General features: G+C 68.7%; 21 protein-coding genes and 1 pseudogene. 10 read left to right on the top strand and 12 right to left on the bottom strand.

The features are described 5' to 3' along the window. Positions 1-3: 3 nt before the first annotated feature. The 3 genes and pseudogenes from AC0685_RS07065 (at position 4) to AC0685_RS07055 (ending at position 3,402) form a co-directional block, all read left to right on the top strand. Positions 4-2,345, top strand: a pseudogene (locus AC0685_RS07065) (molybdopterin oxidoreductase family protein). Between the two features lie 3 nt (positions 2,346-2,348). Next, entirely contained in the window at positions 2,349-2,807 is a 459-nt protein-coding gene (locus AC0685_RS07060; protein WP_478224735.1) for a hypothetical protein, read from the top strand. Between the two features lie 85 nt (positions 2,808-2,892). Next, positions 2,893-3,402 carry an SRPBCC family protein gene (locus tag AC0685_RS07055; protein WP_478224734.1) on the top strand — a complete coding sequence of 170 codons (510 nt, stop codon included), beginning with the start codon at positions 2,893-2,895 and terminating at the stop codon, positions 3,400-3,402. Between the two features lie 249 nt (positions 3,403-3,651). Here the strand turns inward: AC0685_RS07055 and AC0685_RS07050 are convergent, their stop codons facing one another. Further along, complete coding sequence (locus AC0685_RS07050; protein WP_478224733.1) at positions 3,652-4,908, bottom strand: cation:proton antiporter; 1,257 nt, start codon at positions 4,906-4,908, stop codon at positions 3,652-3,654. A gap of 44 nt (positions 4,909-4,952) precedes the next feature. Then, positions 4,953-6,155 (bottom strand): sigma-54-dependent transcriptional regulator family protein, encoded by a 1,203-nt coding sequence (locus AC0685_RS07045; RefSeq protein ID WP_478224732.1) that lies wholly within the window; start codon positions 6,153-6,155, stop codon positions 4,953-4,955. A gap of 158 nt (positions 6,156-6,313) precedes the next feature. On the opposite strand from AC0685_RS07045, the gene AC0685_RS07040 reads away from it, so the two are divergent. Next, positions 6,314-8,131, top strand: coding sequence for an NAD(P)-binding domain-containing protein (locus AC0685_RS07040; protein WP_478224731.1), 1,818 nt, complete (start codon positions 6,314-6,316; stop codon positions 8,129-8,131). A 134-nt stretch (positions 8,132-8,265) separates the two neighbouring features. Here the strand turns inward: AC0685_RS07040 and AC0685_RS07035 are convergent, their stop codons facing one another. Continuing rightward, a complete protein-coding gene (locus AC0685_RS07035; RefSeq protein WP_478224730.1) occupies positions 8,266-9,219 on the bottom strand; it encodes a helix-turn-helix transcriptional regulator in 954 nt (317 codons plus the stop codon). Positions 9,220-9,310: 91 nt separating this feature from the next. Here AC0685_RS07035 and AC0685_RS07030 point away from each other — a divergent pair, with 91 nt between their 5' ends. The 4 genes from AC0685_RS07030 (at position 9,311) to AC0685_RS07015 (ending at position 14,770) form a co-directional block, all read left to right on the top strand. Beyond that, positions 9,311-9,874, top strand: coding sequence for a DinB family protein (locus tag AC0685_RS07030; protein WP_478224729.1), 564 nt, complete (start codon positions 9,311-9,313; stop codon positions 9,872-9,874). A 297-nt stretch (positions 9,875-10,171) separates the two neighbouring features. Further along, positions 10,172-12,208: an acyltransferase family protein gene (locus tag AC0685_RS07025; RefSeq protein ID WP_478224728.1), complete on the top strand. Its 2,037-nt coding sequence runs from the start codon at positions 10,172-10,174 to the stop codon at positions 12,206-12,208. 118 nt (positions 12,209-12,326) lie between these two features. Beyond that, complete coding sequence (locus AC0685_RS07020; protein WP_478224727.1) at positions 12,327-13,082, top strand: carbon-nitrogen hydrolase family protein; 756 nt, start codon at positions 12,327-12,329, stop codon at positions 13,080-13,082. Further along, entirely contained in the window at positions 13,079-14,770 is a 1,692-nt protein-coding gene (locus tag AC0685_RS07015) for a flavin monoamine oxidase family protein (protein WP_478224726.1), read from the top strand. Before AC0685_RS07020 ends, AC0685_RS07015 begins: the two co-directional genes overlap by 4 nt. Here AC0685_RS07015 and AC0685_RS07010 read toward each other — a convergent pair. The 4 genes from AC0685_RS07010 to AC0685_RS06995 form a co-directional block, all read right to left on the bottom strand. After that, positions 14,734-15,246, bottom strand: a complete 513-nt coding sequence (locus AC0685_RS07010) for a VanZ family protein (protein WP_478224725.1) — start codon at positions 15,244-15,246, stop codon at positions 14,734-14,736. The genes AC0685_RS07015 and AC0685_RS07010 overlap by 37 nt on opposite strands. A 12-nt stretch (positions 15,247-15,258) precedes the next feature. Then, positions 15,259-15,504: an isochorismatase family protein gene (locus AC0685_RS07005; protein ID WP_478224724.1), complete on the bottom strand. Its 246-nt coding sequence runs from the start codon at positions 15,502-15,504 to the stop codon at positions 15,259-15,261. Positions 15,505-15,819: 315 nt separating this feature from the next. Then, complete coding sequence (locus AC0685_RS07000) at positions 15,820-16,809, bottom strand: TolB family protein (protein ID WP_478224723.1); 990 nt, start codon at positions 16,807-16,809, stop codon at positions 15,820-15,822. A gap of 174 nt (positions 16,810-16,983) precedes the next feature. Continuing rightward, complete coding sequence (locus AC0685_RS06995) at positions 16,984-17,847, bottom strand: alkaline phosphatase family protein (RefSeq protein WP_478224722.1); 864 nt, start codon at positions 17,845-17,847, stop codon at positions 16,984-16,986. A gap of 346 nt (positions 17,848-18,193) precedes the next feature. Here AC0685_RS06995 and AC0685_RS06990 point away from each other — a divergent pair, with 346 nt between their 5' ends. Then, positions 18,194-18,829: a MerR family transcriptional regulator gene (locus tag AC0685_RS06990; RefSeq protein WP_478224721.1), complete on the top strand. Its 636-nt coding sequence runs from the start codon at positions 18,194-18,196 to the stop codon at positions 18,827-18,829. Here the strand turns inward: AC0685_RS06990 and AC0685_RS06985 are convergent. The 5 genes from AC0685_RS06985 to AC0685_RS06965 all read right to left on the bottom strand — a co-directional run bounded on the left by AC0685_RS06985 (position 18,786) and on the right by AC0685_RS06965 (position 23,444). Then, positions 18,786-19,592 (bottom strand): serine hydrolase, encoded by an 807-nt coding sequence (locus tag AC0685_RS06985; RefSeq protein ID WP_478224720.1) that lies wholly within the window; start codon positions 19,590-19,592, stop codon positions 18,786-18,788. The two genes, AC0685_RS06990 and AC0685_RS06985, sit on opposite strands and share 44 nt — an antisense overlap. Before the next feature lie 174 nt (positions 19,593-19,766). Continuing rightward, a complete protein-coding gene (locus tag AC0685_RS06980) occupies positions 19,767-20,117 on the bottom strand; it encodes a hypothetical protein (protein WP_478224719.1) in 351 nt (116 codons plus the stop codon). A 164-nt stretch (positions 20,118-20,281) separates the two neighbouring features. Then, the gene (locus AC0685_RS06975; RefSeq protein ID WP_340685579.1) at positions 20,282-20,551 is read right to left on the bottom strand and encodes a hypothetical protein; all 270 of its coding nucleotides are present in this window, start codon (positions 20,549-20,551) and stop codon (positions 20,282-20,284) included. Positions 20,552-20,710: 159 nt separating this feature from the next. Next, positions 20,711-22,663, bottom strand: coding sequence for a glycerol kinase GlpK (glpK, locus tag AC0685_RS06970; protein ID WP_478224718.1), 1,953 nt, complete (start codon positions 22,661-22,663; stop codon positions 20,711-20,713). Positions 22,664-22,676: 13 nt separating this feature from the next. Then, the gene (locus AC0685_RS06965) at positions 22,677-23,444 is read right to left on the bottom strand and encodes an IclR family transcriptional regulator (protein WP_007033228.1); all 768 of its coding nucleotides are present in this window, start codon (positions 23,442-23,444) and stop codon (positions 22,677-22,679) included. A gap of 151 nt (positions 23,445-23,595) precedes the next feature. Here AC0685_RS06965 and AC0685_RS06960 point away from each other — a divergent pair, with 151 nt between their 5' ends. After that, a complete protein-coding gene (locus tag AC0685_RS06960; protein ID WP_340685576.1) occupies positions 23,596-24,417 on the top strand; it encodes an MIP/aquaporin family protein in 822 nt (273 codons plus the stop codon). Positions 24,418-24,428: the final 11 nt, after the last annotated feature.

The raw sequence follows: 24,428 nt of genomic DNA, 5'->3' as shown, positions 1-24,428 counted from the left end.
CACATGAACGCAAACCCGGTGCCGGAGCGGATCGCGGAAGTCTGGGGAGAACGGACGCCCTACCGGCGTGGGGACACTTGGCCCCGCAGAACGGACTCGCATCTGGAAGCAGGTGTCGGGGAATCCGATGTGGACCGATGGGTCCAGTCGGCCTGCGTGTTGTGCAGCAACGGATGCGCGTGCGACATCGCGGTGAAGGACGGCCGGATGGTCGGTGTCCGCGGCCGCGAGACCGACCTCGTCAACCACGGCAGGATGGGTCCCAAGGGCCTCTACGGATCGTGGCAGTGGAACGGCAAGGACCGGCTGACCCGGCCGTTGATCCGTCGCGACGGTGAACTGGTGGAAGCCGGTTGGGATACCGCGATGGACCTGATCGTGCGGCGCTCCACGGAACTGCTGGACGAGGCCGGGCCGTTGTCGCACGGGTTCTACACCAGCGGCCAGCTGTTCCTGGAGGAGTACTACACGCTCGGCGTCATCGGCAAAGCCGGCCTCGGCACACCGCATATGGACGGCAACACCCGGCTGTGCACGGCGACCTCCGCCGCCGCGATGAAGGAGAGTTTCGGTTCCGACGGCCAGCCCGGGACGTACGCCGACATCGACCACTGCGACGCGCTCTTCCTGTTCGGCCACAACATGGCCGAGACGCAGACGGTGTTGTGGAGCCGTGTCCTCGACCGGCTCGCCGGGCCGGAGCCGCCCGTGGTCGTCGTGGTCGATCCGAGGCGGACGAAGGTCGCCGAGGCGGCGGTGGAATCCGGTGGTCTCCACCTCGCCCCACTGCCCGGCGCCAACCAGGCACTGATGAACGGCCTGGTCCGCGAGCTGATCGTGAACGAACGGGTCGACGAGGACTACGTTTCCGCGCACACCCTCGGTTTCCCCGAACTCGAAAAGACCGTCGAGCCGTACACCCCCGGTCACGTCGGCGAGATCTGCGGGATCGACCCGGACGCGCTGGTGCGGGCCGCGAAGATCTTCGGCACGGCCGAGCGGGTGCTGTCGACCGTGCTGCAGGGCTTCTATCAGTCGCATCAGGCGACGGCGGCGGCCTGCCAGGTCAACAACCTGCATCTGCTGCGGGGGATGATCGGCAGGCCGGGCGGCGGCGTGCTGCAGATGAACGGCCAGCCCACCGCGCAGAACACGCGCGAATGCGGCGCCGACGGCGACCTTCCCGGGTTCCGCAACTGGGAGAATCCCGGGCACGTCCGGCAGCTGGCCGAGCTGTGGAACGTCGATCCGATGACCATCCCGCACTGGTCGCCGCCGACGCACGCCATGCAGATCTGGCGGTACGCGGAGCAGGGTTCGATCCGGTTCCTCTGGATCTCGGCCACCAATCCGGCCGTCTCCATGCCGGAATTGCCGCGTATCCGGGAGATCCTCGGCAAGGAGGACCTGTTCGTCGTGGTGCAGGACGGTTTCCGGACCGAGACGGCCGAGTTCGCCGACGTCGTGCTCCCCGCCGCGTTCTGGGGCGAGAAACAGGGGACCTTCACCAACGCCAACCGGACGGTGCATCTTTCGGAGAAGGCGGTCGACCCGCCCGGGGAGGCCCGCGCCGATCTGGACATCTTCCTCGACTACGCGCGGCGGATGGACTTCCGCGATCGTGACGGCGACCCGCTGATCGCTGGCGGACCCCCGAGGAGGCCTTTCGCGCCTGGCAGGAGTGCAGCCGGGGCCGGTTGTGCGACTACAGCGGGCTGTCGTACGGCAAACTCCGCGGCGGCAGCGGGATCCAATGGCCTTGCGGCCAAGAGCACCCGGACGGGATCGAACGGCTCTACGCGGACGGCGTGTTCACCACGAAGACGGACGCGTGCGAGGACTACGGCCACGACCTGCTCACCGGCGGGATGGTATCGGCTCAGGAACACAAAGCCTTGCGCCCGGACGGGCGCGCTTTCCTCAAGGCCGCCGAATACACGCCTCCGCCGGAGGAACCCGGCCAGCGATATCCGTTCGTCTGCACGACCGGGCGCACGGTGTACCACTTCCACACCCGCACCAAGACCGGACGCGCCCCGAAACTCCGGCGGGCCGCACCGGAGCCCTGGGCGGAACTCGCCGCGGCCGACGCCGCCGTACTCGGGGTCACGGACGGAGATCTCGTCCGGGTCGAGTCGGCGAGGGGCGGTGTCGAGGTGCCGGCGCGGATCGGCCGGGTCCGTCCCGGCGTCGTGTTCCTGCCGTTCCACTACGGCTATTGGGACACCGGCGGTGAAGATCGTCCGCGCGCCGCCAACGAGCTGACCATGACCGAATGGGATCCGGTGTCCAAACAGCCGTTGTTCAAGATCGGTGCCGTCCGCCTCCGCAAGGTGGAGGGCTGACTCATGCATCTCGCCACCTATCTGGGGCTTCTGCACAGCTCGCTGACCACGCTCGCCGACGCCTTCCGGCAGGTCGGCCGAGGCCACGGTGAGGAACCCGACGTCCGGCAGACGTGCCTGCTGCTCGCCGGGCGGATCGACCGGCAGACCGAGGCGCTCGCCCCGATCGTCGAGCGCTACGGCGAAGACGGCGAGCAGGAGCCCGAGCGGCTCCACGCCGCGGGCCTGGAAGGCACCCGCGGCGGCGGCGTCGGCCTGCTCCGGGACCTGCAAGACCTCTACGCCCTGTCTTCGTTCACCGACATCACCTGGACGGTGGTCGGTCAGGCGGCGCAGGGTCTCCGAGACCGGGAGCTGCTCGATCTGGTCGAGAATCACGAACAGGAGACCGCGCGGCAACTGACCTGGCTTCGTACGCGGATGAAGCAAAGCGCACCCCAGGCACTCATCGCCGCACACTGATTCCGCGTCCGTGCGGTGCTTACCCCGCCGGTCTTGACCGGACGGGCTCGTGCTGGTGGGCTGGCGAAGTCGACTGGGAGGCGCGATGGTGACGAAGCCGAGGGACAGCCTGACCTACAGCGAACCGATCGCGACCGGGGAGGTCACGATCGACACCGCCCCCGAGCAGGTGTACCGGCTCGTCAGCGATCCGGTCTCGATGTCGGAGTGCACCGAAGAGCTCCGCAAGGCACGCTGGATCCGCGGCGCGACCGAGGCGCGCGTCGGGAACTGGTTCGCCGGCAGCAACCGCAACGGATGGCGGCGCTGGGTGACCCACGCCGAGATCACCGAGGCCGAACCCGGCCGCCGGTTCGCCTACCGGGTGCGGACCCCGTTCTTCGTGCCGATTTCCCGGTGGGAGTACGAAATCGTCCCGGAAGGCGACGGCACCCGGCTCGCCGTGGCGAACTGGTTGCTCGTGCCGCCGTGGTTCGTCCCGTTCGCCATCCTCATCACCGGCGAGCCCGATCGGGCCGGGACCAACCGGGCCAACATCGCCGCCACGCTGGAGCGGGTGAAGGCCCGGCTCGAGGGCCGTGAGTGGCACCGCTAGCGGGTCGTGAGTGGCGATTCGGGTTCTATAGGGGGTAAGGCAAACGTGGCGTGCCGGAGTTGGCGGCAGGAGCGGGGCTCGCCGAAGGGACACCTTCCTGACTGTCCATAAGGGACTTTTTCCGCGGTGGCAGTGCCCGAGTTGAGTGATTTGTGCGGTTTGGAGAGGGGGTCGTGAGTGGCGTTTCGGGTTAGAACCCTACTTGCCACTCACGACCACGGTGACCCAGTCGGTACCGGTGCGCCGGCCTCACCCGTTCTCGAAGTTCTGCATCCCCCGGTGCTCCAGTTTGCGCATCACCGGGCCGGACAGCAGCCCGTGCACGAGCACCGAAACCGCGATCGTCAGCGCAGTGACCCGCCACAGCGAGTCGGCCATCGGGAAATCGCCGTGCCCCAGCGCGTAGGCGAGGTAGTAGAGACTGCCGATCCCGCGGATACCGAAGAACGCGATCGCCACCGCGGCCGGTCGGGTGGTGGAGTCGCCGCCGAGCAGGGCGAGGCCGCCGAACAACGGGCGGACGATGCCCACGGCCGCGACCGCCACCAGGACTTCGACGAGTTTCAGCCCGTCCAGTAGCCCGTCGCCCAGTGCGACGCCGAGACCAAGCAAGGCCAGCGCGACGAAGAGCCGTTCCAGCTGATCGCCGAATTCGTGCAGCACCTCGTGATACTCGTGCGAACGCTCGCTGGCGCGGATGGTCGCGGCCGCGGTGAACACCGCGACGAAGCCGATGCCGCCCAGCCATTCGCAGAGCGCGAAGGGGAGAAACGCGATGGCCAGCACTACCAGCCCGTCGGAGTATTCGCCCAGGCGCAGCCTGTCGTGCCGCACCCGGAACATCAGCCAGGACAACAGTCGGCCACAGGCGAAGCCGACCAGCACGGCGACCGCGAGCGGAATCACGACCTCGGTCAGCAGCCAGGGCACGGGGGACGTACTCGCCGTTCCGGCCAGCACGAGGGCCAGCAGCACGAACGGCATCGCCAGTCCGTCGTTCAGCCCGGCTTCCGAGGTCAGGGTGAACCTGATTTCGTTGTCCGAGCCCCGGCCGTCGTCGGTATGCGGGGCGGGCACCTGGACGTCGCTCGCCAGCACCGGGTCGGTCGGCGACAGCACGGCGCCCAGCAGCAGCGCGGCGGCGGGGGACAGGGCGAGCGCCCACCAGCCGAGCAGGGCGACCGCGCAGACCGACAGCGGAAGCGTGATCGCCAGCAGCCGCCAGGTCGAGTTCCACGACCGCCAGCCGAACGGCCGGTCGGATTTCAACCACGCGCCGACCAGTGACACCAGCACGCCGAGCTCGGTGATCACTTCGACCGCGCCCACCTGCGACCGTGGGTCGAGCACCCCCTGGCCATAGGGGTGTCCGAACGGGAGCAGCCCGAAAACGAGCCCGCCGACCAGGAGGACCAACGGCATCGAAAGCGCGCGTTCGTGCAACAGGTTCGGCAGCACGGCGGCACACAGCGCCAGAACGCCTGCCCCGGCGAGCAAGATCTCCATTCGCGCGGAGTACCCGGCCTGCTCCTCCGGCAACCGGGCGGGGTTCAGCCGCCCACTTCAAGTCCTTTGTGGACTGTCAGGGTGACGCCCGCGGCCAGCCGGTACGGCCGGGTGTCCACAATGGCGCCGAGCAGCCGTCGCAGCCGGGAGACCTCGGCGCGGACGGTGACGAGGTGTTCGGCGTCGCCGTAGAGCGCCCGGCTGAGCGCCTCGGCCGAAAGCCCGGACAGGCCCGCCGTGTTGAGGTGTACCAGGATCTCCGCGTGCCGGGGCGTCACCGTGCGGACCCAGCCGACGTCGCCCGACGCCATCCGCAGCATCGGCGCGTGGCCGAGTTCGAGGTCCAGCCGGACGCGGCGCGCGGTGTCGGCAGGGCGGACGAGCCAGCCTTCGGCCAGCCGTTCGGGCAGGCAGGCGCCGAGTCCCGGCACGGCGAGGATCTGTCCTTCCGCCGGCGCGGCGATCCGCGCGCCGGAGGCGACGCCGGCGGAGTGGGCCACCCAGCCGTCGTCGTCCACCAGCAGTACCGGGCCGCCGACGCCGGTCACCACCGGTTCGGCGGTCCGGCGCAACCGGTCGAGACCCTGCTGATGGTGCCGCCAGAGTTCGGATTCGACCAGGCGCCGCCCGGTCTCCACCAACGCGCCGATCGCCGGGTGCAGCGTCAGCGCGGGACCGCTGACGTCGATCACGCCGAGGAGTTCGCCGGTGCGCGGATCGTGCACCGGCGAGGCGGTGCAGTACCAGGGATGCTGGCCCTGTTCGAAGTGTTCACCGGCGAGCAGTTCCACGGGCGAGGCCTCGGCGAGCGCGGTGCCGATCGCGTTGGTGCCGACCCTGCTCTCGGTCCAGACGGCACCTTCGGTGAAGCCCAAGGTGTCGGCCCGGCGCCGTACGGCGGGCGATCCCACCCTCCAGAGGATGATCCCCTCGGCGTCTGTCACCACCAGAAGCATGTTCGCGGTGTCGGCCGTCGCGCCGACCACCTGTCCGAGGTCTTCCACCACCAGCCGCAGCGGGGAGGCGCGGCGACGGCGGCCGACCTCGTCGAGCGGCACCGAATCCCGGGTGTTCACCCCGTCGGCGGCGAGCCCGAGGCTCAGCATCCGTGACCACGACCGCGACACCAGCGGCCGCGGCCGGACCCGCGGACGGCCGCCGCCGATCACGGCTTCGTGCATGCGGATCAGGTCCCGGGCGTGCATCGGCAGGTCGACGCCGGGCGGGACCGAGCTGTACAAGCTCACCGGCCACCTCCGCACCATCGCGTCGATTGACCAGCATAGGACCGCCCGCCGAGGCGCGCCAAGAAGCCGGAGGTGCAACACGCTGCAACCTTTGCCGCCGTACTCGCCCGAGGCGTGTGATCGGGGTAACAGCCGAACGCCGAAGTTCAGGAGTGGCCATGACACAGACGGTGGACCGGATCGAGGCGACGGGCTCGCCGCAGGCTCGGGTGGACGCCTGGCTGAGCCGGTTCGAATCGGCCCTCGCCGCCCGCGACGTCGAAGCCGTCGCCGCGCTTTTCGCCATCGACAGTTACTGGCGTGACCTGGTCGCCTTCACCTGGACGATCAAGACGGTCGAAGGCCGTGACGCGGTGGCCGGAATGCTCGGCGCGTGCCTCGACCGGATCGACCCGTCCGGGTTTCGTACGACCGAGACGCCGACCGAAGCCGACGGCGTGACCGAAGCGTGGCTCGAATTCGAAACCGCGACCGGACGCGGGAAGGGGCACTTGAGGCTGAAGGACGAGGGCGCCTGGACGCTGCTGACGAGTCTGCGCGAGCTCAAAGGTTTCGAGGAACGTCGCAACGAGCAGCGGCCGAAGGGTGTCGAGCACGGCGTCGTACGCGGCCGGAAGTCCTGGTCCGAGAAGCGCCAGGAGGAACTGACCCGGCTCGGCTACGAGCAGCAGCCGTACGTCGTCGTCATCGGCGGCGGCCAGGGCGGGATCGCGCTCGGCGCCAGGCTGCGGCAGCTCGACGTGCCAACGCTGGTCATGGAGCGCAACGAGCGGCCGGGCGATTCATGGCGCAAGCGGTACAAGAACCTCTGCCTGCACGACCCGGTCTGGTACGACCACCTGCCGTACCTGCCGTTCCCGGACAACTGGCCGGTGTTCGCGCCCAAGGACAAGATCGCCGACTGGCTCGAGATGTACACGCGGCTCATGGAAGTGCCGTACTGGACCGGCACCGAGGTCACCTCGGCGTCCTGGGACGAGGAACAGCGGCAGTGGCTCGTGACCGTGGTCCGCGAGGGCGAGGAACTGGTGCTCACGCCACGGCACGTCGTGTTCGCGACCGGAATGTCGGGCAAGCCGAATCTCCCGTCGTTCCCCGGGATGGACGTGTTCGAGGGCGATCAGCATCATTCGTCCCAGCACCCCGGCCCGGATTCCTACACGGGCAAGCAGGCCGTCGTGGTCGGCTCCAACAACTCCGCGCACGACATCTGCGCGGCACTGTGGGAACACGGCGCGGACGTCACCATGGTGCAGCGGTCCTCCACGCATGTGGTTAAGTCGGATTCGTTGATGGAGCTGGGACTCGGCGACCTGTACTCGGAACGCGCGGTGCGGTCGGGGATCACCACCGACAAGGCGGACATGATCTTCGCGTCGATCCCGTACCGGATCATGCCGCAGTTCCAGATCCCGGTGTACGACGCGATCCGTGAGCGGGACAAGGACTTCTACGCGCGGCTGGAAGCGGCCGGGTTCCAGCACGACTGGGGCGACGACGGATCCGGCCTGTTCCTGAAGTACCTGCGCCGCGGCTCCGGCTACTACATCGACGTCGGCGCGTCGGAACTGGTCGCCGACGGGAAGATCAAACTGGCACACGGACAGGTCGACCATCTGACCCGTGACGCGGTGGTGCTGGCCGACGGCACGGAACTGAAGGCGGACCTCGTCGTCTACGCCACCGGCTACGGCTCGATGAACGGCTGGGTCGCCGACCTGGTCGGGCAGGAGACCGCGGACCTCGTCGGCAAGTGCTGGGGTCTGGGCTCCGGGACCACGAAGGACCCCGGGCCGTGGGAGGGGGAGCAGCGCAACATGTGGAAGCCCACGCAGAAGGAAGGCCTGTGGTTCCACGGCGGGAATCTGCATCAGTCGCGCCATTACTCGCTTTACCTCGCGCTGCAACTGAAAGCGCGTTACGAGGGCATCCCGACACCGGTGTACGGCCTCCAGGAGGTGCACCACAAGGCGTGAGGAGCATCGAAGCTTCGGTAACCGGGATGCCGGGCGGTCCCGGTACCGGAGGGCACCGCCTCCGGATCCCGGGCGGTAGGCGACGTCGGGCACCGTCCCCAGACCCTGGGCGGTTCCCGGCGTCGTATCCGTGTTCAGCCGATCCGGGCCGCCTTCGCGTAGCGGCGGGCCAGAACGGCGAAGGCGTCCTGGAGTTCGGGAGGCCCGACGACCTCGATGTCGGCGTCGAAGCGGCCGATACGCGCCGCGAGCCCGGCCCACGACCACGACCCCAGCAGCAGACGGCACCGATCCGGCCCGAGTTCTTCGACGACACCGTCGCGGACGTAGTGGGACACGGTGGCCGCGGGAAGATCGAGGACGACTTCGCCGCGGCACGGCCACTCGCCGGACTCGGACGCACCACGGAAGCGGCTCGCGACGAAGGTGGCGACATCGGGGACCGGGAGTTCACGTGGTGTGAACCGCGGGCCGGTCGGGGTGCGCGGTGAGATCCGGTCAGCCCGGAAGGTGCGCCAGTCCGCGCGATCCAGATCCCACGCGACGAGATACCAGCGGCCATGCCAGGTGACGAGGTGATGCGGTTCCGCCCGGCGCGGCGCGTCCGCGTAGTCGAACCGCAGGACCTCGCGGGCGTGCACGGCCGCGCCGAGCGCGAGCAGGACGTCGCCGTCGACGCGGGGGCTCGACCGGCTCGCGGGCGATTCGACGGCCGTGACCCGCAGGGTGTCGATCCGGCGCCGCAGCCGGGAGGGCATCACCTGCCGGACGGTGTGCAGTGCCCGCATCGCCGCTTCCTCGATCCCCGCGCCGCTGGTGGTGGCGATCTGGAGCGCGACGGCCAGCGCGACCGCCTGATCGTCGTCGAACAGGAGCGGCGGCAGTTCGGACCCGGCGTCGAGCCGGTACCCGCCGTCGGGGCCTTTGATGGTCGCGATGGGGTAGCCGAGTTCGCGCAACCTGTCGACGTCGCGCCGTACGGTGCGCGGGCTGATGTCCAGCCGCTCGGCCAGTAGCGCTCCCGGCCAGTCACGGCGGGCCTGCAGCAACGACAGCATCGAGAGCAGGCGCGCGGAGGTTTTCGGCATGTTTCCATGATGCCCCGAGAAGCGGCCACAACCTGTCCTCTACCCCTGAGAGAGTCGTCATGTGCCAGAAAACGACAACTCGGAGGGCCCGATGACCGCCACCATCCTCGACGCCGAGCGCGCCGACCTGCTCGAAGCCCTCGACACCGTTCGCGCCGCCCTGACCGCCACCGTCCAGGGGCTCACGGACGAGCAGCTCGACGCGCATCCGACGATCAGCGAACTGAGCCTCGGCGGCCTGATCAAACACGTCGCTTCGATCGAGGAGATGTGGCTGCGCTTCGCGGTCGACGGCCCGTCCGCGATGACCTACGACCTGCCGGAAGGCGTCACCTGGGCCGACCTCGGCGCCGGTACCGCCCGCGAGTTCCCGCAGTGGGCGATCGACCACCGGAACAACTTCAGGATGCTGCCCGGCGACACGCTCGCGGGAATCCTCGCGCGCTACGAGCAGGTGGCCGCGCGGACGAGGGAGATCGTCTCGTCGATCCCGGATCTTTCCGCGACCCACCCGCTGCCGGAGGCGCCCTGGAACCCGCCGGGCGCGGTGCGCAGCGTGCGCCGCGTGCTGACGCACGTCATCGCCGAGACCGCGCAACACGCCGGCCACGCCGACATCCTGCGGGAGAGCATCGACGGCCAGAAGTCGACCTGACTCTCGTGGCCGGGTTTTCTTGAGGGGATAAGGCAAAGGTGAGCATGGGCCTCACCAAAGCCACGGCGGCGTAGTGAAGGCCTCCTTTCCTACCTTCAGAGTAGGGAAGGAGGCCTTCGCTACCGTCTGGGCCGGCCACTTTCGCAACCCCGTCTCCTTGCCCAACCCCTCGAGATGACCGGCCTTCATGTACTTGTGGCGAGCAACCTCGCCACTCACGAGGGGGCATAGCTCGCTCACAGCTTCCTGCCGTAGGGTCCCCGCCCGTCGGTGGCCGGTGATCTTGGTGGTGGTTGTGTGCGGGAGACGGAGCGGCGGTTCCGCCCGGAAATCCAGGGGCTGCGGGCACTCGCGTGTGTTCTGGTGGTCGTCTATCACGTGTGGCTCGGCCGGATCTCCGGTGGCGTCGACGCGTTCTTCCTGATCTCCGGGTTCCTTGTCACCGGCCAGCTCTACCGGGCGGCGGTGCGCGGGAGGATCGAGTACCGGCCGATGTGGGGCCGGATGATCAAGCGGTTGTTCCCGGCCGCGCTCACCGTGCTGCTGCTGGTCGTCGCGGTGAGCCTGGTGCTGCTGCCGCAGAATCGCTGGTTCCAGACGATCAAGGAGGTCGTCGCTTCCGCGCTGTACCTGGAGAACTGGCAGTTGGCGGCGGATTCCACGGACTATTTCGCGCAGCACGACTCGGCCAGTGTGGTCCAGCATTTCTGGTCGTTGTCGATCCAGGGGCAGTTCTACGTGGTTTGGCCGTTGCTGGTCGGCCTGGTGCTGCTGGTCGCCAGGCGGACACGGCGCAACGTCCGGTCGATGCTTCTCGGTGTGCTCGGCGCGGTGTTCGTGGGTTCGCTGGCGTATTCGGTGTGGTTGACCGCGGTCGACCAGCCGTTGGCGTACTTTGATTCGCTGACGCGGGTGTGGGAGTTCGCGCTCGGCGGGCTGCTCGCGCTGGTGCTCGACCGGGTTTCGGTGCCCCGGCCGGCGCGGGTCGTGTTCGGCTGGGCCGGGGTCGCGGGTCTCGTTTCCTGCGGCCTGGTGCTTCAGGTCGGCACGGTCTTCCCCGGGTATCTCGCGCTCTGGCCGACGCTTTCCGCGGCGCTGGTGATCCTCGCGGGCGACACCGCGTTCAAAGCCGGCGCCGATCGTTTCCTCAGCAGCCGCCCGTTGAAGTACCTGGGCGACCTGAGTTATGCGCTCTACCTCTGGCATTGGCCGGTCCTGGTGTTCTACCTCGTCGCCCGTGACCGTGAGGAGGTGGGCCTGCGCGGCGGCGCGGTGATCATCGCGCTCTCGTTCGCTCTCGCCGTGCTCACCCATCACCTGGTCGAAAAACCGGTCCGCGTGTCCGCGATCGGGACCGCGACCGGTTGGGGCGCCTACCGATTCGGCGCCGCGACGCTCGCGGCCGTGCTCGCCGCGGCAGGCGCGTGGCAGTGGGTGAGCGTGAGCCAGGCGGAGCGCTACTCGATCGCGGTCGACGACCCCGATCACCCCGGCGCGCTCGCGCACACCGAAGGATTCACCTACTGGGGCGCCGCCGACGCCGCGCTCGTCCCGTCGTTCGTCGCGGTGTCCGAAGACTGGGCCGGGATCGACCCCGCCCGCTGCGGCACTTCCCCGCGCAACGCCGACCTCGAGGTCTGCACCTCGCAGACCTCCGGGCATCCCACTCGCCGGATCGTGGTCACCGGCGACTCCCACGCCGGGCAGTTCCTCGGTGCCCTCCTCCCGATCGCCGAAAAGAAGAACTGGGAGGTCACCTCGATCCTCCGCGGCGGCTGCCCGTTCTCCACCGACTCCGACACCGTGCCGGGGGACCAGTCCTGCATCGACTGGAACGCCGCCGTGGTGGACGAGATCGTCACCACCCGCCCCGACGCGGTGATGACGATCGGCACCAGGGACGTGAAACCCGGCGTCGAGGAACGAGTGCCGTCCGGCTACGTCGCGCAGTGGCGCAAGGTCGACGACGCGGGCATCCCGGTGCTCGCGGTGCGGGACAACCCGCGCTTCGGCCAGTCGCCGTCGGCGTGTGTCGAAGTCCGCGGTGTCACGGCGCCTGAATGCGCGACTCCACGGTCAGAGCTCTACGCTGCCCAGCCGCCGTACGAAACAGTTCCGGATCTCCCGCCGAACGTGCGGTTCGTCGACTTCAGCGACTACTTCTGCACGGCCGAGGTCTGCCCGCCGGTGATCGGCAACGTGCTCGTCTACCTCGACGACAACCACGTCAGCGGTACCTACATGTCGACCATGTCGGCCATCGCGGAGAAGGCGATCACCGAGGCGCTCGGCTGGGCGGACGACCACGCGGAGGAACCGCCGCCGGGCGGGTGATCCAGACAACAAATCGCCGCTGGATTGCGTGATGCTGCACTGACTCGACGGTATACCAGTTTTCTGTGCAACGATTTGCCCTTATCGGTGCATCGAAACGGTGGATATCGTCGTCGGTATGAAGGTCGCCGTCCATCAGGGCTCGTCCGCCGAGCTGCCGTCCGCCGTCGCGGCGTCGGGCGCCGATCTCGTGATCGCCGCCGAGATGATCACCACCGGCTACCACATCGGCGCCCGTTCCCACGAACTCGCCGAACCGGCAGACGGTCCGACGGCGGAGCGGATGTCCACGCTGGCAAGGGAAAGCGGTATCGCACTGGCCTACGGGTACCCCGAGTCCGCCGACGGCCGCGTGTACAACAGCGTCCAGCTGATCGGCCCCGGCGGACAACGTCTGGCGAACTACCGCAAGACGCATCTGTTCGGCGACATCGACCGTGACTGGTTCGAGCCGGGCACCGAGGCGGTCGTGCAGGCGGACCTCGGCGGTCTCCGCGTCGGCCTGCTGATCTGCTACGACGTCGAGTTCCCCGAACTGGTGCGGGCGCACGCGCTGGCGGGGACCGAACTGCTCGTGGTGCCGACCGCGCTGATGAGCCCCTACGAACTGGTCGCCGACACGCTGGTGCCCGCCCGTGCCTACGAGAGCCAGCTGTTCGTCGCCTACGCGAATCGTTGCGACACCGAACAGGAACTGAACTACTGCGGCCGTTCCTGCGTCGTCGCCCCGACCGGCGAAGTGCTCGCTCGCGCGGGCGCCGGTCCGGAGCTGATCGGCGCCGAAGTCACCCGTGACGCGCTCGCCGCGTCGCGTCTGGAGAACACCCACCTGGCCGACCGAAGGCCCGATCTGTACCGAGGACTTTCCGCATGACCTCCGCCCTCCCGACCGCGATCCACCACGACGAATCCACGGGCCGTCCGATCACCATGTTCGGCCCCGATTTCCCGTTCGCCTACGACGATTTCCTCGCCGACCCCGCCGGGCTCGGCTCGCTCCCCGCCGAGCGCCACGGCACCGAGGTGGCGGTGATCGGCGGCGGCCTCTCCGGCATCGTCACCGCGTACGAGCTGATGAAGCTCGGCCTGCGCCCGGTCGTGTACGAGATCGCCGAGATCGGCGGCCGCCTGCGCACGGTGAACTTCCCCGGCTGCCCGGACGACGTCGTCGCGGAGATGGGCGCGATGCGCTTCCCGCCGGCGTCGACCGCGCTCTTCCACTACATCGACAAGGTCGGCCTGGAGACGACACCGTTCCCGAACCCGCTGGCTGCGGGAACGCCGAGCACCGTCGTCGATCTCAAGGGGGAGAGCCACTACGCGCGCACCGCGGACGAACTTCCCGCCGTCTTCGGCAAGGTCGCGGCCGCCTGGGACAGCACACTGTCCGAGCAGGCCGCGTTCACCGAGATGCAGAAGGCGATCCGCGAACGCGACGTTAAGACGATCAAGCGGCTGTGGAACGAACTCGTGCCGAAGCTGGACAATCAGACCTTCTACGGCTTCCTCTGCGACTCGCCCGCGTTCGCGTCCTTCCGCGACCGTGAGATCTTCGGACAGGTCGGCTTCGGGACCGGCGGCTGGGACACCGACTTCCCGAACTCCATCCTGGAGATCCTGCGGGTGGTCTACACCGGTGCCGACGACGAGCACCGCAGTATCGTCGGCGGGAGCAGGCAGCTCCCGTTGCGGCTGTGGGAACACGCGCCCGAGGACATCGCGTTCTGGCCCGTGGGAACGAGTTTGAGCTCGCTGCACGGCGGGAGCCCGAACCCCGGCGTCGCCCGGCTGCACCGCACCGCGCCGAACAACATCACCGTGACCGACACCGAGGGCCGCATCCGCACCTACCCGGCGGCGGTGTTCACCGCGCAGAGCTGGATGCTGCTGTCGAAGATCGAATGCGACGAGGCGCTGTTCCCGATCGACCACTGGACGGCGATCGAGCGCACGCACTACATGGAGTCCTCGAAGGTCTTCGTCCCGGTCGACCGGCCCTTCTGGCTGGACAAGGACCCGGCGACCGGCCGCGACACGATGAGCATGACGCTCACCGACCGCATGCCGCGCGGCACGTACCTGCTCGGCGACGACCCGGACGCGCCCGCGGTGATCTGCCTGTCCTACACCTGGGCCGACGACTCGCTGAAGTGGCTGCCGCTCTCGGTCTCCGAGCGGGTCGAGGTGATGCTGCAGTCACTGAAGGAGATCTATCCGGGCGTCGACGTCCGGCGGCACATCATCGGCGACCCGGTGACCGTGTCGTGGGAGGCCGAGCCGCATTTCATGGGCGCGTTCAAGGCCAACCTGCCCGGCCACTACCGGTACCAGCACCGGCTGTTCACCCATTTCAAGCAGGACCGGCTGGAGGAGCGCCACCGCGGTCTCTTCCTGGCGGGCGACGACATCTCGTGGACCGCCGGCTGGGCCGAAGGCGCCGTCCAGACGGCGCTCAACGCGGTGTGGGGCGTCCTGCACCACTTCGGTGGCGAGACGGACCCGGCGAACCCGGGACCGGGTGACGTCTACGACGAGATCGCGCCGGTCGAACTGCCCGACTGAGCGCGGCGGTTTACCAGCCACGCCGTGCCCGCCGCGATGAGGGCACCGAGGACCGCGCCGATGGTGTTCATCAGCCAGTCGTTGGTGTCGCAGGCACGGCCGATCGCGGGCACGAGCGCCTGGAGCGTCTCGATCACGGCGGACAGCACCGAACCCGCCGCGAGCATCGTCACCGGTCGCCGGGACGCCAGCGCGGCGAAACAGACCGGCGGGAGGAACAGCGCGACGTTGGCCAGGAGTTCGACCGCTCCCAGCGTGGGCACGGAGAACTGGACGGTGCACAGGACCTCGTCGATCGTGTGCACTGTCGGCACCAAGGTCAGCGCGAAGACCGGGAGCGAGGACACCCCGGCGAGCGCCCACAGGATCCGTCGCCTGTCCACGAACAGACGGCCGAGGACGGCGCAGACGAGCGCGACCAGCAGGATCGCCACCGGCACGAGGGCGGAGTGGTCGAGCAGGAAGTTCGTGATCATGGCGGGCCGATCCTACGGGCCGGTGAACTCGACCTCCGCCGACGGCACCACGCGCACCCGCCCGCCGGGATGGATCGCCGTGCTCAGAAGCAGGTTGTGCCGGGCGATGACCTGTTCGGCCGTCAGGCCCGTGGTGGGATCCCCGTCGGCGGACGGCGCGTGGCCGTCGGCGACCAGCACGACGTCCAGGCCATGGCTCTGCGCGGCCCTGGCGGTCGCGTCGACGCAGTAGTCGGTGGCCAGCCCGGTCAGCACCACGGTGTCGACGCCCCGGTCGACCAGCAGTCCCCGCCAGGCCGGTGCGGTAGAAGGAGTCGGTCGCCGTCTTGTCGATCACCAGGTCGACCGGTTCGAGACCGAGCAGCGCGCTGACCCGGGTGCCGGGCGACGCGGGATCGAAGTCGGTGCCGGGGGCGCCGATCTGCCGCAGCGCGATCACCGGAACGCCGTTCTCACGGGCTCGCCGGGCGAGTCCGGCGAGCCCGGCCGCCAGTTCCTCGCCGCGCCAGACCAGGGGGAACGAGCATTTCCTGCATGTCGACGATCAGCAGCGCGGCCCTCATACGCGGCAGCCTAGGGCAGCGCGGCGGGCGACTCGGCCTCCGGGATGAGCAGCCGCGGCGTTCCGGTGCCGTCGGCGGGGACCGACCAGACGTCGGAGTGTCCTGGCGTGCGGGGGAGGGCATAGGCGACGGTGCGGCCGTCGAGCCAGGCGGGCTGGTCGTCGACGCTCCGGGTCTCGGCCAGCGCGGTCACGGTGCCGTTCGCGAGGTCGAGCACCGAGACCCGCCAGCCCTTCGCGGGGTCGCCGTCGACGGCGGACTTGTAGGCGATGCGGGTCTCGTCGGGGGAGAGGGACGGGCATTCGACGTTGTCCCGCACGGTCCGCACGGTCCGGGCCGTCGAGTCGCCTTCGACGAGGTACCGGTGGGAGCCGGTCGACATGGTGGCGTAGAACCGGTTCGGCTGCCGGGTGAAGGTGATGCCCCAGAAGTTGACGTCGGCCGCCTTGTACGGCTTGCCCTCCACTGTCACGGCGAAGTCCTCGAGCGTGCCCTCGACGTCGCCGGTGGTGAGGTCGAGGGTGCCGGCGCGAGTGGAGAACCGGCCGCCGTTGTAGGAGTCGCCGGTGACGAACACCGTCCACGCCAGCCGCTTCCCGTCTGCCGAGACCCGCGCCCGGTTGGGCACCCCGACCAGCGGGATCTCCTGCGTCACCGCGAGACGGCGGTCGAGCACGGCCAGCTGGTAGGTGGTCAGCCCGGTTTCCGGCCGCAGGCAGATCCCGGTGCCGCCCGCCGCGTGGAGCCGGCCGCAGGACACGGTCGACACCGCCCGTGCCCCGCCGGGATCTGCCGCGCTGACACTGGACACGTGCCCGCGGTCGGCGTCGGCGGTGCTGCGGAACAGCAACCGCGGGCCTTCGAGCGTGACGGCGTCGCTGGTGCCCGCCGACGCGGCGTCCTGGTTGCGCGCGCCCGCCGCCCCGACGTAGATCACGGCGGCCGCGGCCAGCGTGAGTGTTCCGGTGACGGCGATCAGGACGCGGGTGCGGGTGTTCACGGTCGTGCCTTCCTGCGGGGAGCCAAAGAACTATTGAGGTGTCCGGGTTCACTCGGCCGTGAAGGCCTCCTTCGCTACGACTCCGCCGGGTTCATGGCGTGCCTCATGGTCAAGACGGGTCGCGGGCGCCCCGCGGGCGCGTCCACAATGGACACGCCCGCGGAGTTCACCCGATCACCGCCAGACGCTCGTGATCGGCGGCTTGTTCGCCGCGTTGGCGATGCCCGGCAGGCCGAACGCCGCCTCGATCGTGCGGAGGATCGAGTAGTGGTTGATGGATTCGCTGTAGCTGCCCGGCTTCACGTGGGCACCGACGAACGTGGTGAAGATCTGGTTCACCGACGTCCCGCTGTCCTCGTCGAAATTGACGATGAGCAGGCTGTTGTGCGTCTTCGCCCACTGCGCGTAGGCGTCGAGGTTCTTCTTCAGCCATTTGTCACCGGTGTCGACCGGGCAGTCGTGCATGTCGCTGCACAGGTCCGGGGTCACGAAAGCGACGTCCGGCAGCTTGGTGAAGTCGCTCGGGAACGACGAGAACCGTTTGTTCGCCGACGACGGCACATTGCCGAAGCTGACCCAGCTGTTGTGCTTGCGTGCGTATTTTCCCTTCGTGCAGCCGGTGTAGCCGTCGGAAGGCATGCTTTCGGCATAACCGACGAACTTCTTGCCGATCCCCGCCAGCTGGGAAGCGAGATTCTCCTTGTTCCCGAGATCCTGGCATTTGTTGCTGTCGACACCGTGCGTCGAGCCCGCGAACTGGGCGATGTAGTTCGGCTGGCTCGGGTGCGTCGTCCCGTACGCCTTGGTGAACTTGGCTCCCTGCGAGGCGAGTTGGTTGAAGTACGGTGCTTTCGAGCTGCCGCTGATCTCCTTGTAGTCCTTGTTTTCGAACATCACGAGAACGATGTGGTCGAATTGGGGCACCGCCGCCGCAGCGGGCGTGCCCGCGGCGGCGGGTGTGTCCTGATGGGACACCACCAGCGCCGTGGCCAGCCCGGTCGCGGCCACGGCCGCGACCGCGATCCGTTTCCAGAACATTGAAACCTCCTGGGGAAAAGGTTGAAACTTTGACGACCGACCGTGGGGTTCAGCGGCGCTCCGCAGGCGTCGACAGAGTCGAGACATCAGATGTCTCAGGTGCATTTAAACGGCAGGGGGGTCCTTGGCCCATCAAGATCGCCTGACTGGAGCAGTCGGCGGGAGCGGAACGCCTCAAAACCGGCATTGCTTGACATGAACCCATGTAAACCGGGCGTTCACCTTGTGTTCGGGCGCGCGAACCGATCAACTTATGGCAACTCGCTGATTCAGCCGGTTGACAGTGGCGGTGCCATTGCCCCGGCTTCATGGTGCACTCATCCGACCATTGGTTAAGCTGGTCGGTGTGAAGCCCTTTTCGCCGAGACCGGCCGGATACACGATCGAAGAACTCTCCACGATCGTCGGCATGTCGGCGCGCAATATCCGGGCCCATCAGACGAGGGGCCTGCTCGCCCCGCCGGTGCGGCACGGCAGGTCCGCCTACTACGGCCCGGCCCACCTGCGGCGGCTGCGGCGGATCACGATGCTGCAGAAACAGGGCTTCAACCTGGTGTCCATCGCCGCGATGCTCGGAACGACCACAGTGGACGGCGTCGAGCGGCTGGACGCGGCGATGGCCGACATCGCCCGTGACCAGCCCTCCGTCGTCCGTTGCCTGGAGCGGCACGGCGTGCTCGGGCGGGACGATGCGGGAACGCCGTCCGTCGTGCGCCCGTCGTTTTCGCGCGCGGTGGCGGAGCTCGCCGGAGCCGGGGTGCCGCCCGCCGCTGCGCTGCGGTTCCTCGGGCAGTTCATGGACCGGGTCGCGCCGCTGGCGTGCGAGCAACTGGCCACGCTCAAAGCCCAGACCGGCGGTATGTCGGCAGCTTCCTGGGCCTGCTTCACCGAGCTCCTGGTAAGCGCTTTCAGGGCGACCGTGGAGAACGCGGCCGAAGTCACTTTCGCAGACGGGGAGCCAGCGACACGGCCGCCGAGGTGACCGCCGCCGTCGCGACGTCGAGGCTCGTGCCGTCGGCGAAAGCGGACAGCATGACGACGATGTAGCGGTCGCCTTCACCGACGAGCCCGGTCGTGTGCGCGTCCACCGAACCCCGGCCGGCCGCCCAGCCCTGCTTCACGGCCCACGGCAGGCCGGGGAAGGCCGAGGGGATGCCGAAATGCTGGTCGAACCCGTCCGCGGCGGTGCGCGTCGCCTCCCGGAGCGGTTTGAGCACCACGTTCCGTTTGGCCTTCGGCAGGGCGAGGATGTGGCGGTAGACCGCGGCGACGTCGTCCGCTGTGGACAGTGTGTCGCCCCAGCGGCCCGGGTCGGCGGGCGGGGTGGTGTTCTTCAGGCCCGCGGCGGCCACTGTCCTGGTGACGATCGCCGGCCCGCCGTTTCTGGTCCAGAGGGTGTTGGCGACGGCGTCGTCGCTTTTCGCCAGCATCCGGTGGATGTGGGATTCGTCGGTCCTGCTCGCCTTGCGGGTGACGGCGTCCAGCGCGATGAACAGTTTCACGACCGACGCCGTGCGGAATCTTTCCGAGCCCCGGTCGCCGATCACCTGCTCGTCCGACGTGCGGTCGAAGACCACGGTGGCGTCGCGTCGTTCGGGGGCCGGAAGGCTTTCCGTGCCGACGCGGAAGACCACGTAGCCGAGGATCGCGGCGATCGCCAGGAAGACGATCAGGATCGTCACGCGAAGGCGTGTTCGCCGGTTCGTGCCCGGCACCGCGATGGGCGTGGTTCGTTGGTCGAGCATGCTGCCGATGTTCAGAGGCGATCATCGTGGCCCCGTCTCGTTCATGTCATGACTCCGTAACAGCGGCCGACTACATGGAAGGCGCTTTCTCGCTTCGGGAAATGGGCCGGGAAAACGGGCGTCCACATCGGCCGATCGGCCGATGTGGACCCCTCGTCCGGTGGATGTGCCTGCTCAGGAACGCTGCACGATGATCTGATCGACCAGGGTGCCGTCGGCGCTGATCGCCCGGACGTCCATTTTGGGCGGTGTGGTGCCCGTACCCGCGATGACGTCGACCGCGACCAGGCTGTAGCCGCGGAACCGGACACGGGACCAGGTGACCTTCTTGGTGCGATCCTGGCCGTCCCGTTCCGAGTACTTCATCTGGACCGGAGTGTCGTTGGCGGTCTCATGGCCCAGGTAGGTGTCCGGCGCCGGGAATTCGGAGACGCTTCCGCCTCCGCCGCCCGCGGTGATGTAGGTCGTTCCGTCCTTGACCGGGTCGGTCGTCCCTCGCGACGGCACCTTCTTGACCGGCTGCATGGAACCGTGCAAGGAACTTCGGGCATAGGGGATGTATGCGCCGATCTCGCGTGATCAGAGACGTAACTCGCGTGCTTGGAGACGTAACTCGTGAGATCCGCCTTCAATCACGTGAGTTCCGTGTCTGATCACGCGAGTCACGGATTCCGGGCCGTGACCGGCGGTCAGACCAGTTCGGAGGAGACGACCGAGGTCAGCCCGCGCAGCCTCTCCAGCAGCGGCTCGACCTCATCGGCGTCGATCAGGACCGCGCAGGTCATGGTGCTTTCGCGGACCCCGTCGCGGACATCGACGGACAGGTCGTGGACCAGGCAGCCGAGCGCCTCGACCAGGCCGGGGATCTGCTCGACGCCGCCGACGAAGTAGGTCGCGATCCGGCGGCGGACCAGCATGGACGAGCGAGGTGCGGGGATCTGGAACGAAACAGCGGACATCGTGGACTCCAAGGGCGGGAAACGTACAGGCCATGGAGGGCCAGGTCCCGGGAGATGCCCCGTATCGAGGGGTCGCCGGAATGCGCGCCGGCGACCTGGTTCAGCCGGCGCGCTTGACTACGAGTCGAGTCCAGCGGCGCACGGCGACAGGGTAGCACGTCACGAGAGGCGCAGCCGGGAGCCTTGCTCGCGGACGTGCGCGGCGGAGCCGCAGTCGAGGTCCAGCTGCCGCTGCCGTTCGGCCACGAACGCCCGGCCGAGGCCGGTGCGGTCCGAAGTGGACAGCGTGCGCCGGAGGTCGTTCAGCAACCCGCGTTCCTCCACGCGAGTATGCGCGTCCACAGAATTCTCCAGTACCACCAAGGCCTTCTCGGGGTCGGTGGATTCGAGCACGGTCAGAAGCTCGTCCGCGAGCCCGCTCTCCGTCGCATCGGGACGGACGATCCGTTCGGTCGCGGTGGCATGGGCGACCAGCGCCGCCGAGAGCTCCGCGATCAGCGCCGGACGGTCGGCCTCGTCGTTACGGAGATCCCGGAACAGCTGTTCGATCCGGCGGTGATCGGCCAGGACGACCTCGACCAGGTCGGAGCCCGGGGGAGCGGCGGTCGGACCCGGGCGCATCCAGCCGAACGTCAGTTCCACGGCCTGGCGCCAGTGCGAGTATTCGCTGTCGCGGCGGGCGGGGTCCATCGTCGGCAGCCACTGTCCGGCACGGTGCCAGTTCCGGCGGAGGCCTTCCAGATCCGGCCAGTACCCGACCGACAACCCGGCCGCGTACGCCGCGCCCAGCGAAACCGTCTCGGCGACCATCGGGCGCACCACCGGCACGTCGAGGACGTCGGCGACGAACTGCATCAGCAGGTTGTCGGCGGTCATGCCGCCGTCGACCTTGAGTGTCGACAGCGCGAGCCCCGAATCGGCGTTCATCGCGTCGACGACCTCACGGGTCTGCCAGCCCGTCGCCTCCAGGACGGCCCTGGCCAGGTGCCCCTTGGTGATGTACGAGGTCAGCCCGGCGATCACGCCGCGCGCCTCGCTGTGCCAGTGCGGCGCGAACAGGCCCGAGAACGCGGGCACGATGTAGCAGCCGCCGTTGTCCTCGACCGTCCGCGCCAGTGTCTCGATCTCGGGAGCGCTGCCGATCAGTTCGAGCCCGTCGCGGAACCACTGCACCAGCGATCCGGTGACGGCGATCGACCCTTCGAGGGCGTACACGGCGGGCTCGTCGCCGATCTTGAACCCGACGGTGGTCAGCATGCCGTGGGTCGAAAGCACGGGCGTCGGACCGGTGTTGAGCAGCAGGAAGCTGCCCGTGCCGTACGTGCACTTCGCCTCGCCGGGCGCGAAGCAGGTCTGGCCGAACAACGCCGCCTGCTGGTCGCCGAGCGCCGCCGCGATCCGGATCCCCGGCACCACCCGTGACGTCGTCCCGTACACCTCGGTCGACGGCCGGATCCGCGGCAGCATCGCGCGCGGGACGTCGAAGAACTCCAGCAGTTCGTCGTCCCACGACAGCGTCCGCAGGTTCATCAGCATGGTGCGCGAGGCGTTGGTGACGTCGGTGACGTGCACGCCGCCGTCGGGCCCGCCGGTCAGGTTCCAGATCAACCAGCTCTCGACCGTCCCGAACAGCACGTCGCCCCGCTCGGCGCGTTCCCGCAGGCCAGGGGTCCTTTCCAGCATCCACCGAATACGCGGTGCGGAGAAGTACGTGGCCAGCGGCAGCCCGCACAGCCGCCGGACGCGGTCGGCGCCCGGCTCGCGGGCGAGTTGTTCGAGCATCGAGTCGGTGCGGGTGTCCTGCCAGACGATCGCGCGGCCGACCGGGTTGCCGGTGTGCCGGTCCCACAGCACCGTCGTCTCGCGCTGGTTCGCTATGCCGAGGCCGACCACCTGCGCCGGTTCGACGCCGGCGTCGGCCAGTGCCTGCGGCACGATCCGGCCGACGTTGCGCCAGATCTCGGTCGCGTCGTGCTCGACCCAGCCCGGCCGGGGGAAGTGCTGCTGGTGTTCGCGCTGCGCGACCGACACCAGCCTGCCGCGCGCGTCGAACAGGATGCACCGCGTCGAGGTGGTGCCCTGGTCGATCGACATCACGTAGCGCTGGACCACGCGAGCACCTCCATCACCATCGGGACGCGCCGAGATCGCGGGAGACCGCCCGTGCCGCGTCGCGCACGTGGCCGAGCAGCCGCGGGATCGGGCTGCCGTCGGCTTCACAGATCCGTTCCGTCGCGCCGGACACCCCGATCGCGCCGACCACGATGCCGCCGTGGCCGCGGATCGGCGCCGCGATCCCGGCCTCGCCGGTGATCATCTCGCCGTTCTCGCTCGCCCAGCCCGCCTCGCGCACCTTGCCACAGGCGCGTTTGATCGCGGTCTGGGTGACCAGGGTCCGGCGGGTGTAGGCCTCCGGCTCGCCGGTGCGCAACGATGCCACGAGACCGGTGTCGTAGGCCAGAAGTACTTTTCCGAGCGCGGTCGCGTGCAACGGCAGAAGCGTGCCGACGTCGAGGGTCTGAAGGCTGTCGTCGGGCCGGAACACGTGGTGCACCACCAAGACGCGGCCTTCCAGCGGTGCGCCGATCCGGACCGCTTCACCGCTGCGCGCGGCCAGCGCGTCGGCCCAGTTGATCGCGCGCGACCGGAGTTCGTTGACGTCGAGGTAGCTCGTCCCGAGATGCAGCAGTGCCGCGCCCAGTTGGTATTTCCCGGTGTCCCGGTCTTGTTCGACAAAGCCGACCCCTTGCAGGGTGCGCAGGATCCCGTGCGCGGTTCCCTTGGCGAGTTCGAGGGAATCGGCGATCTCGCCGACGCCGAGACGCCCCGAACCGCGCGCCAGCAACCGCAGGATCGCGGCGGCGCGCTCGATGGACTGGATCGGACCGGGCACGGCTCAACCGTAGCCCGACCGGCCCTGATTCGACAATGTCGAACATCGTCTCCGGGCGTTCGACAATGCCGACCGGTGTCCGTTGACCCCGGGTTTCCGCGAACTTAACTTCGGCCTCAACAGGGCAACGGTGTCCTTTGTGGAGGAAGCAATGGTGCGAAACCTCAAAGCTCGCGGACTGGCGGGCGAACTGGCGGCGGAGTTCGTCGGGACGATGATCCTCATCCTGTTCGGCTGCGGGGTGGTGGCTCAAGTCGTCGCCGCGGGCATCGGGGACCACGACAGCATCGCGTGGGCCTGGGGTATCGGTGTCACGCTCGGTATCTACGTGGCTTCACGGATCAGCGGCGCGCATCTGAACCCCGCCATCACCGTGGCGCTCGCGGTGTTCAAGGGTTTCTCGTGGCGCAAGGTCGCCCCGTACGCCTTGGCGCAGACCGCCGGCGCGTTCCTGGGCGCGCTGCTGGTGCGCTGGAACTACACCGAGGTGCTCAACGCGGCCGACCCCGGCCTGACGATCAAGACCCAGGGTGTGTTCTCCACTCTTCCGGGTAACGGAACCCTGCCGGTGGGTGACTGGGGCGCCTTCCGGGACCAGATCATCGGAACGGCCATCCTCGCTTTGGTGATCTTCGCCATCACCGACCTCCGCAACACCGCGCCCGCCGCGAACCTCGCCCCGGTCGTCGTCGGCTTCCTGGTGGTCGCGATCGGCATGGCCTGGGGTACCAACGCCGGCTACGCGATCAACCCGGCCCGCGACTTCGGCCCGCGGCTGATGTCCTGGCTCACCGGTTACGACACCGCGTTCACCGATCAATACGGCTATCCGTACTGGTGGATCCCCATCGTGGCGCCGGTCATCGGCGCGGTCATCGGCGGCGCGATCTACAAGTTCTTCATCGAGCGTTACCTGCCCGCCGACCCGGCACCGGAAGCCTTGCCCGCCAAGGACATCGAGCGCGTTTCCTAGGGAGAGAAACC

Source organism: Amycolatopsis sp. NPDC043889 (assembly GCF_056435645.1).
This window is presented reverse-complemented; position numbering and strand designations above follow the sequence as displayed.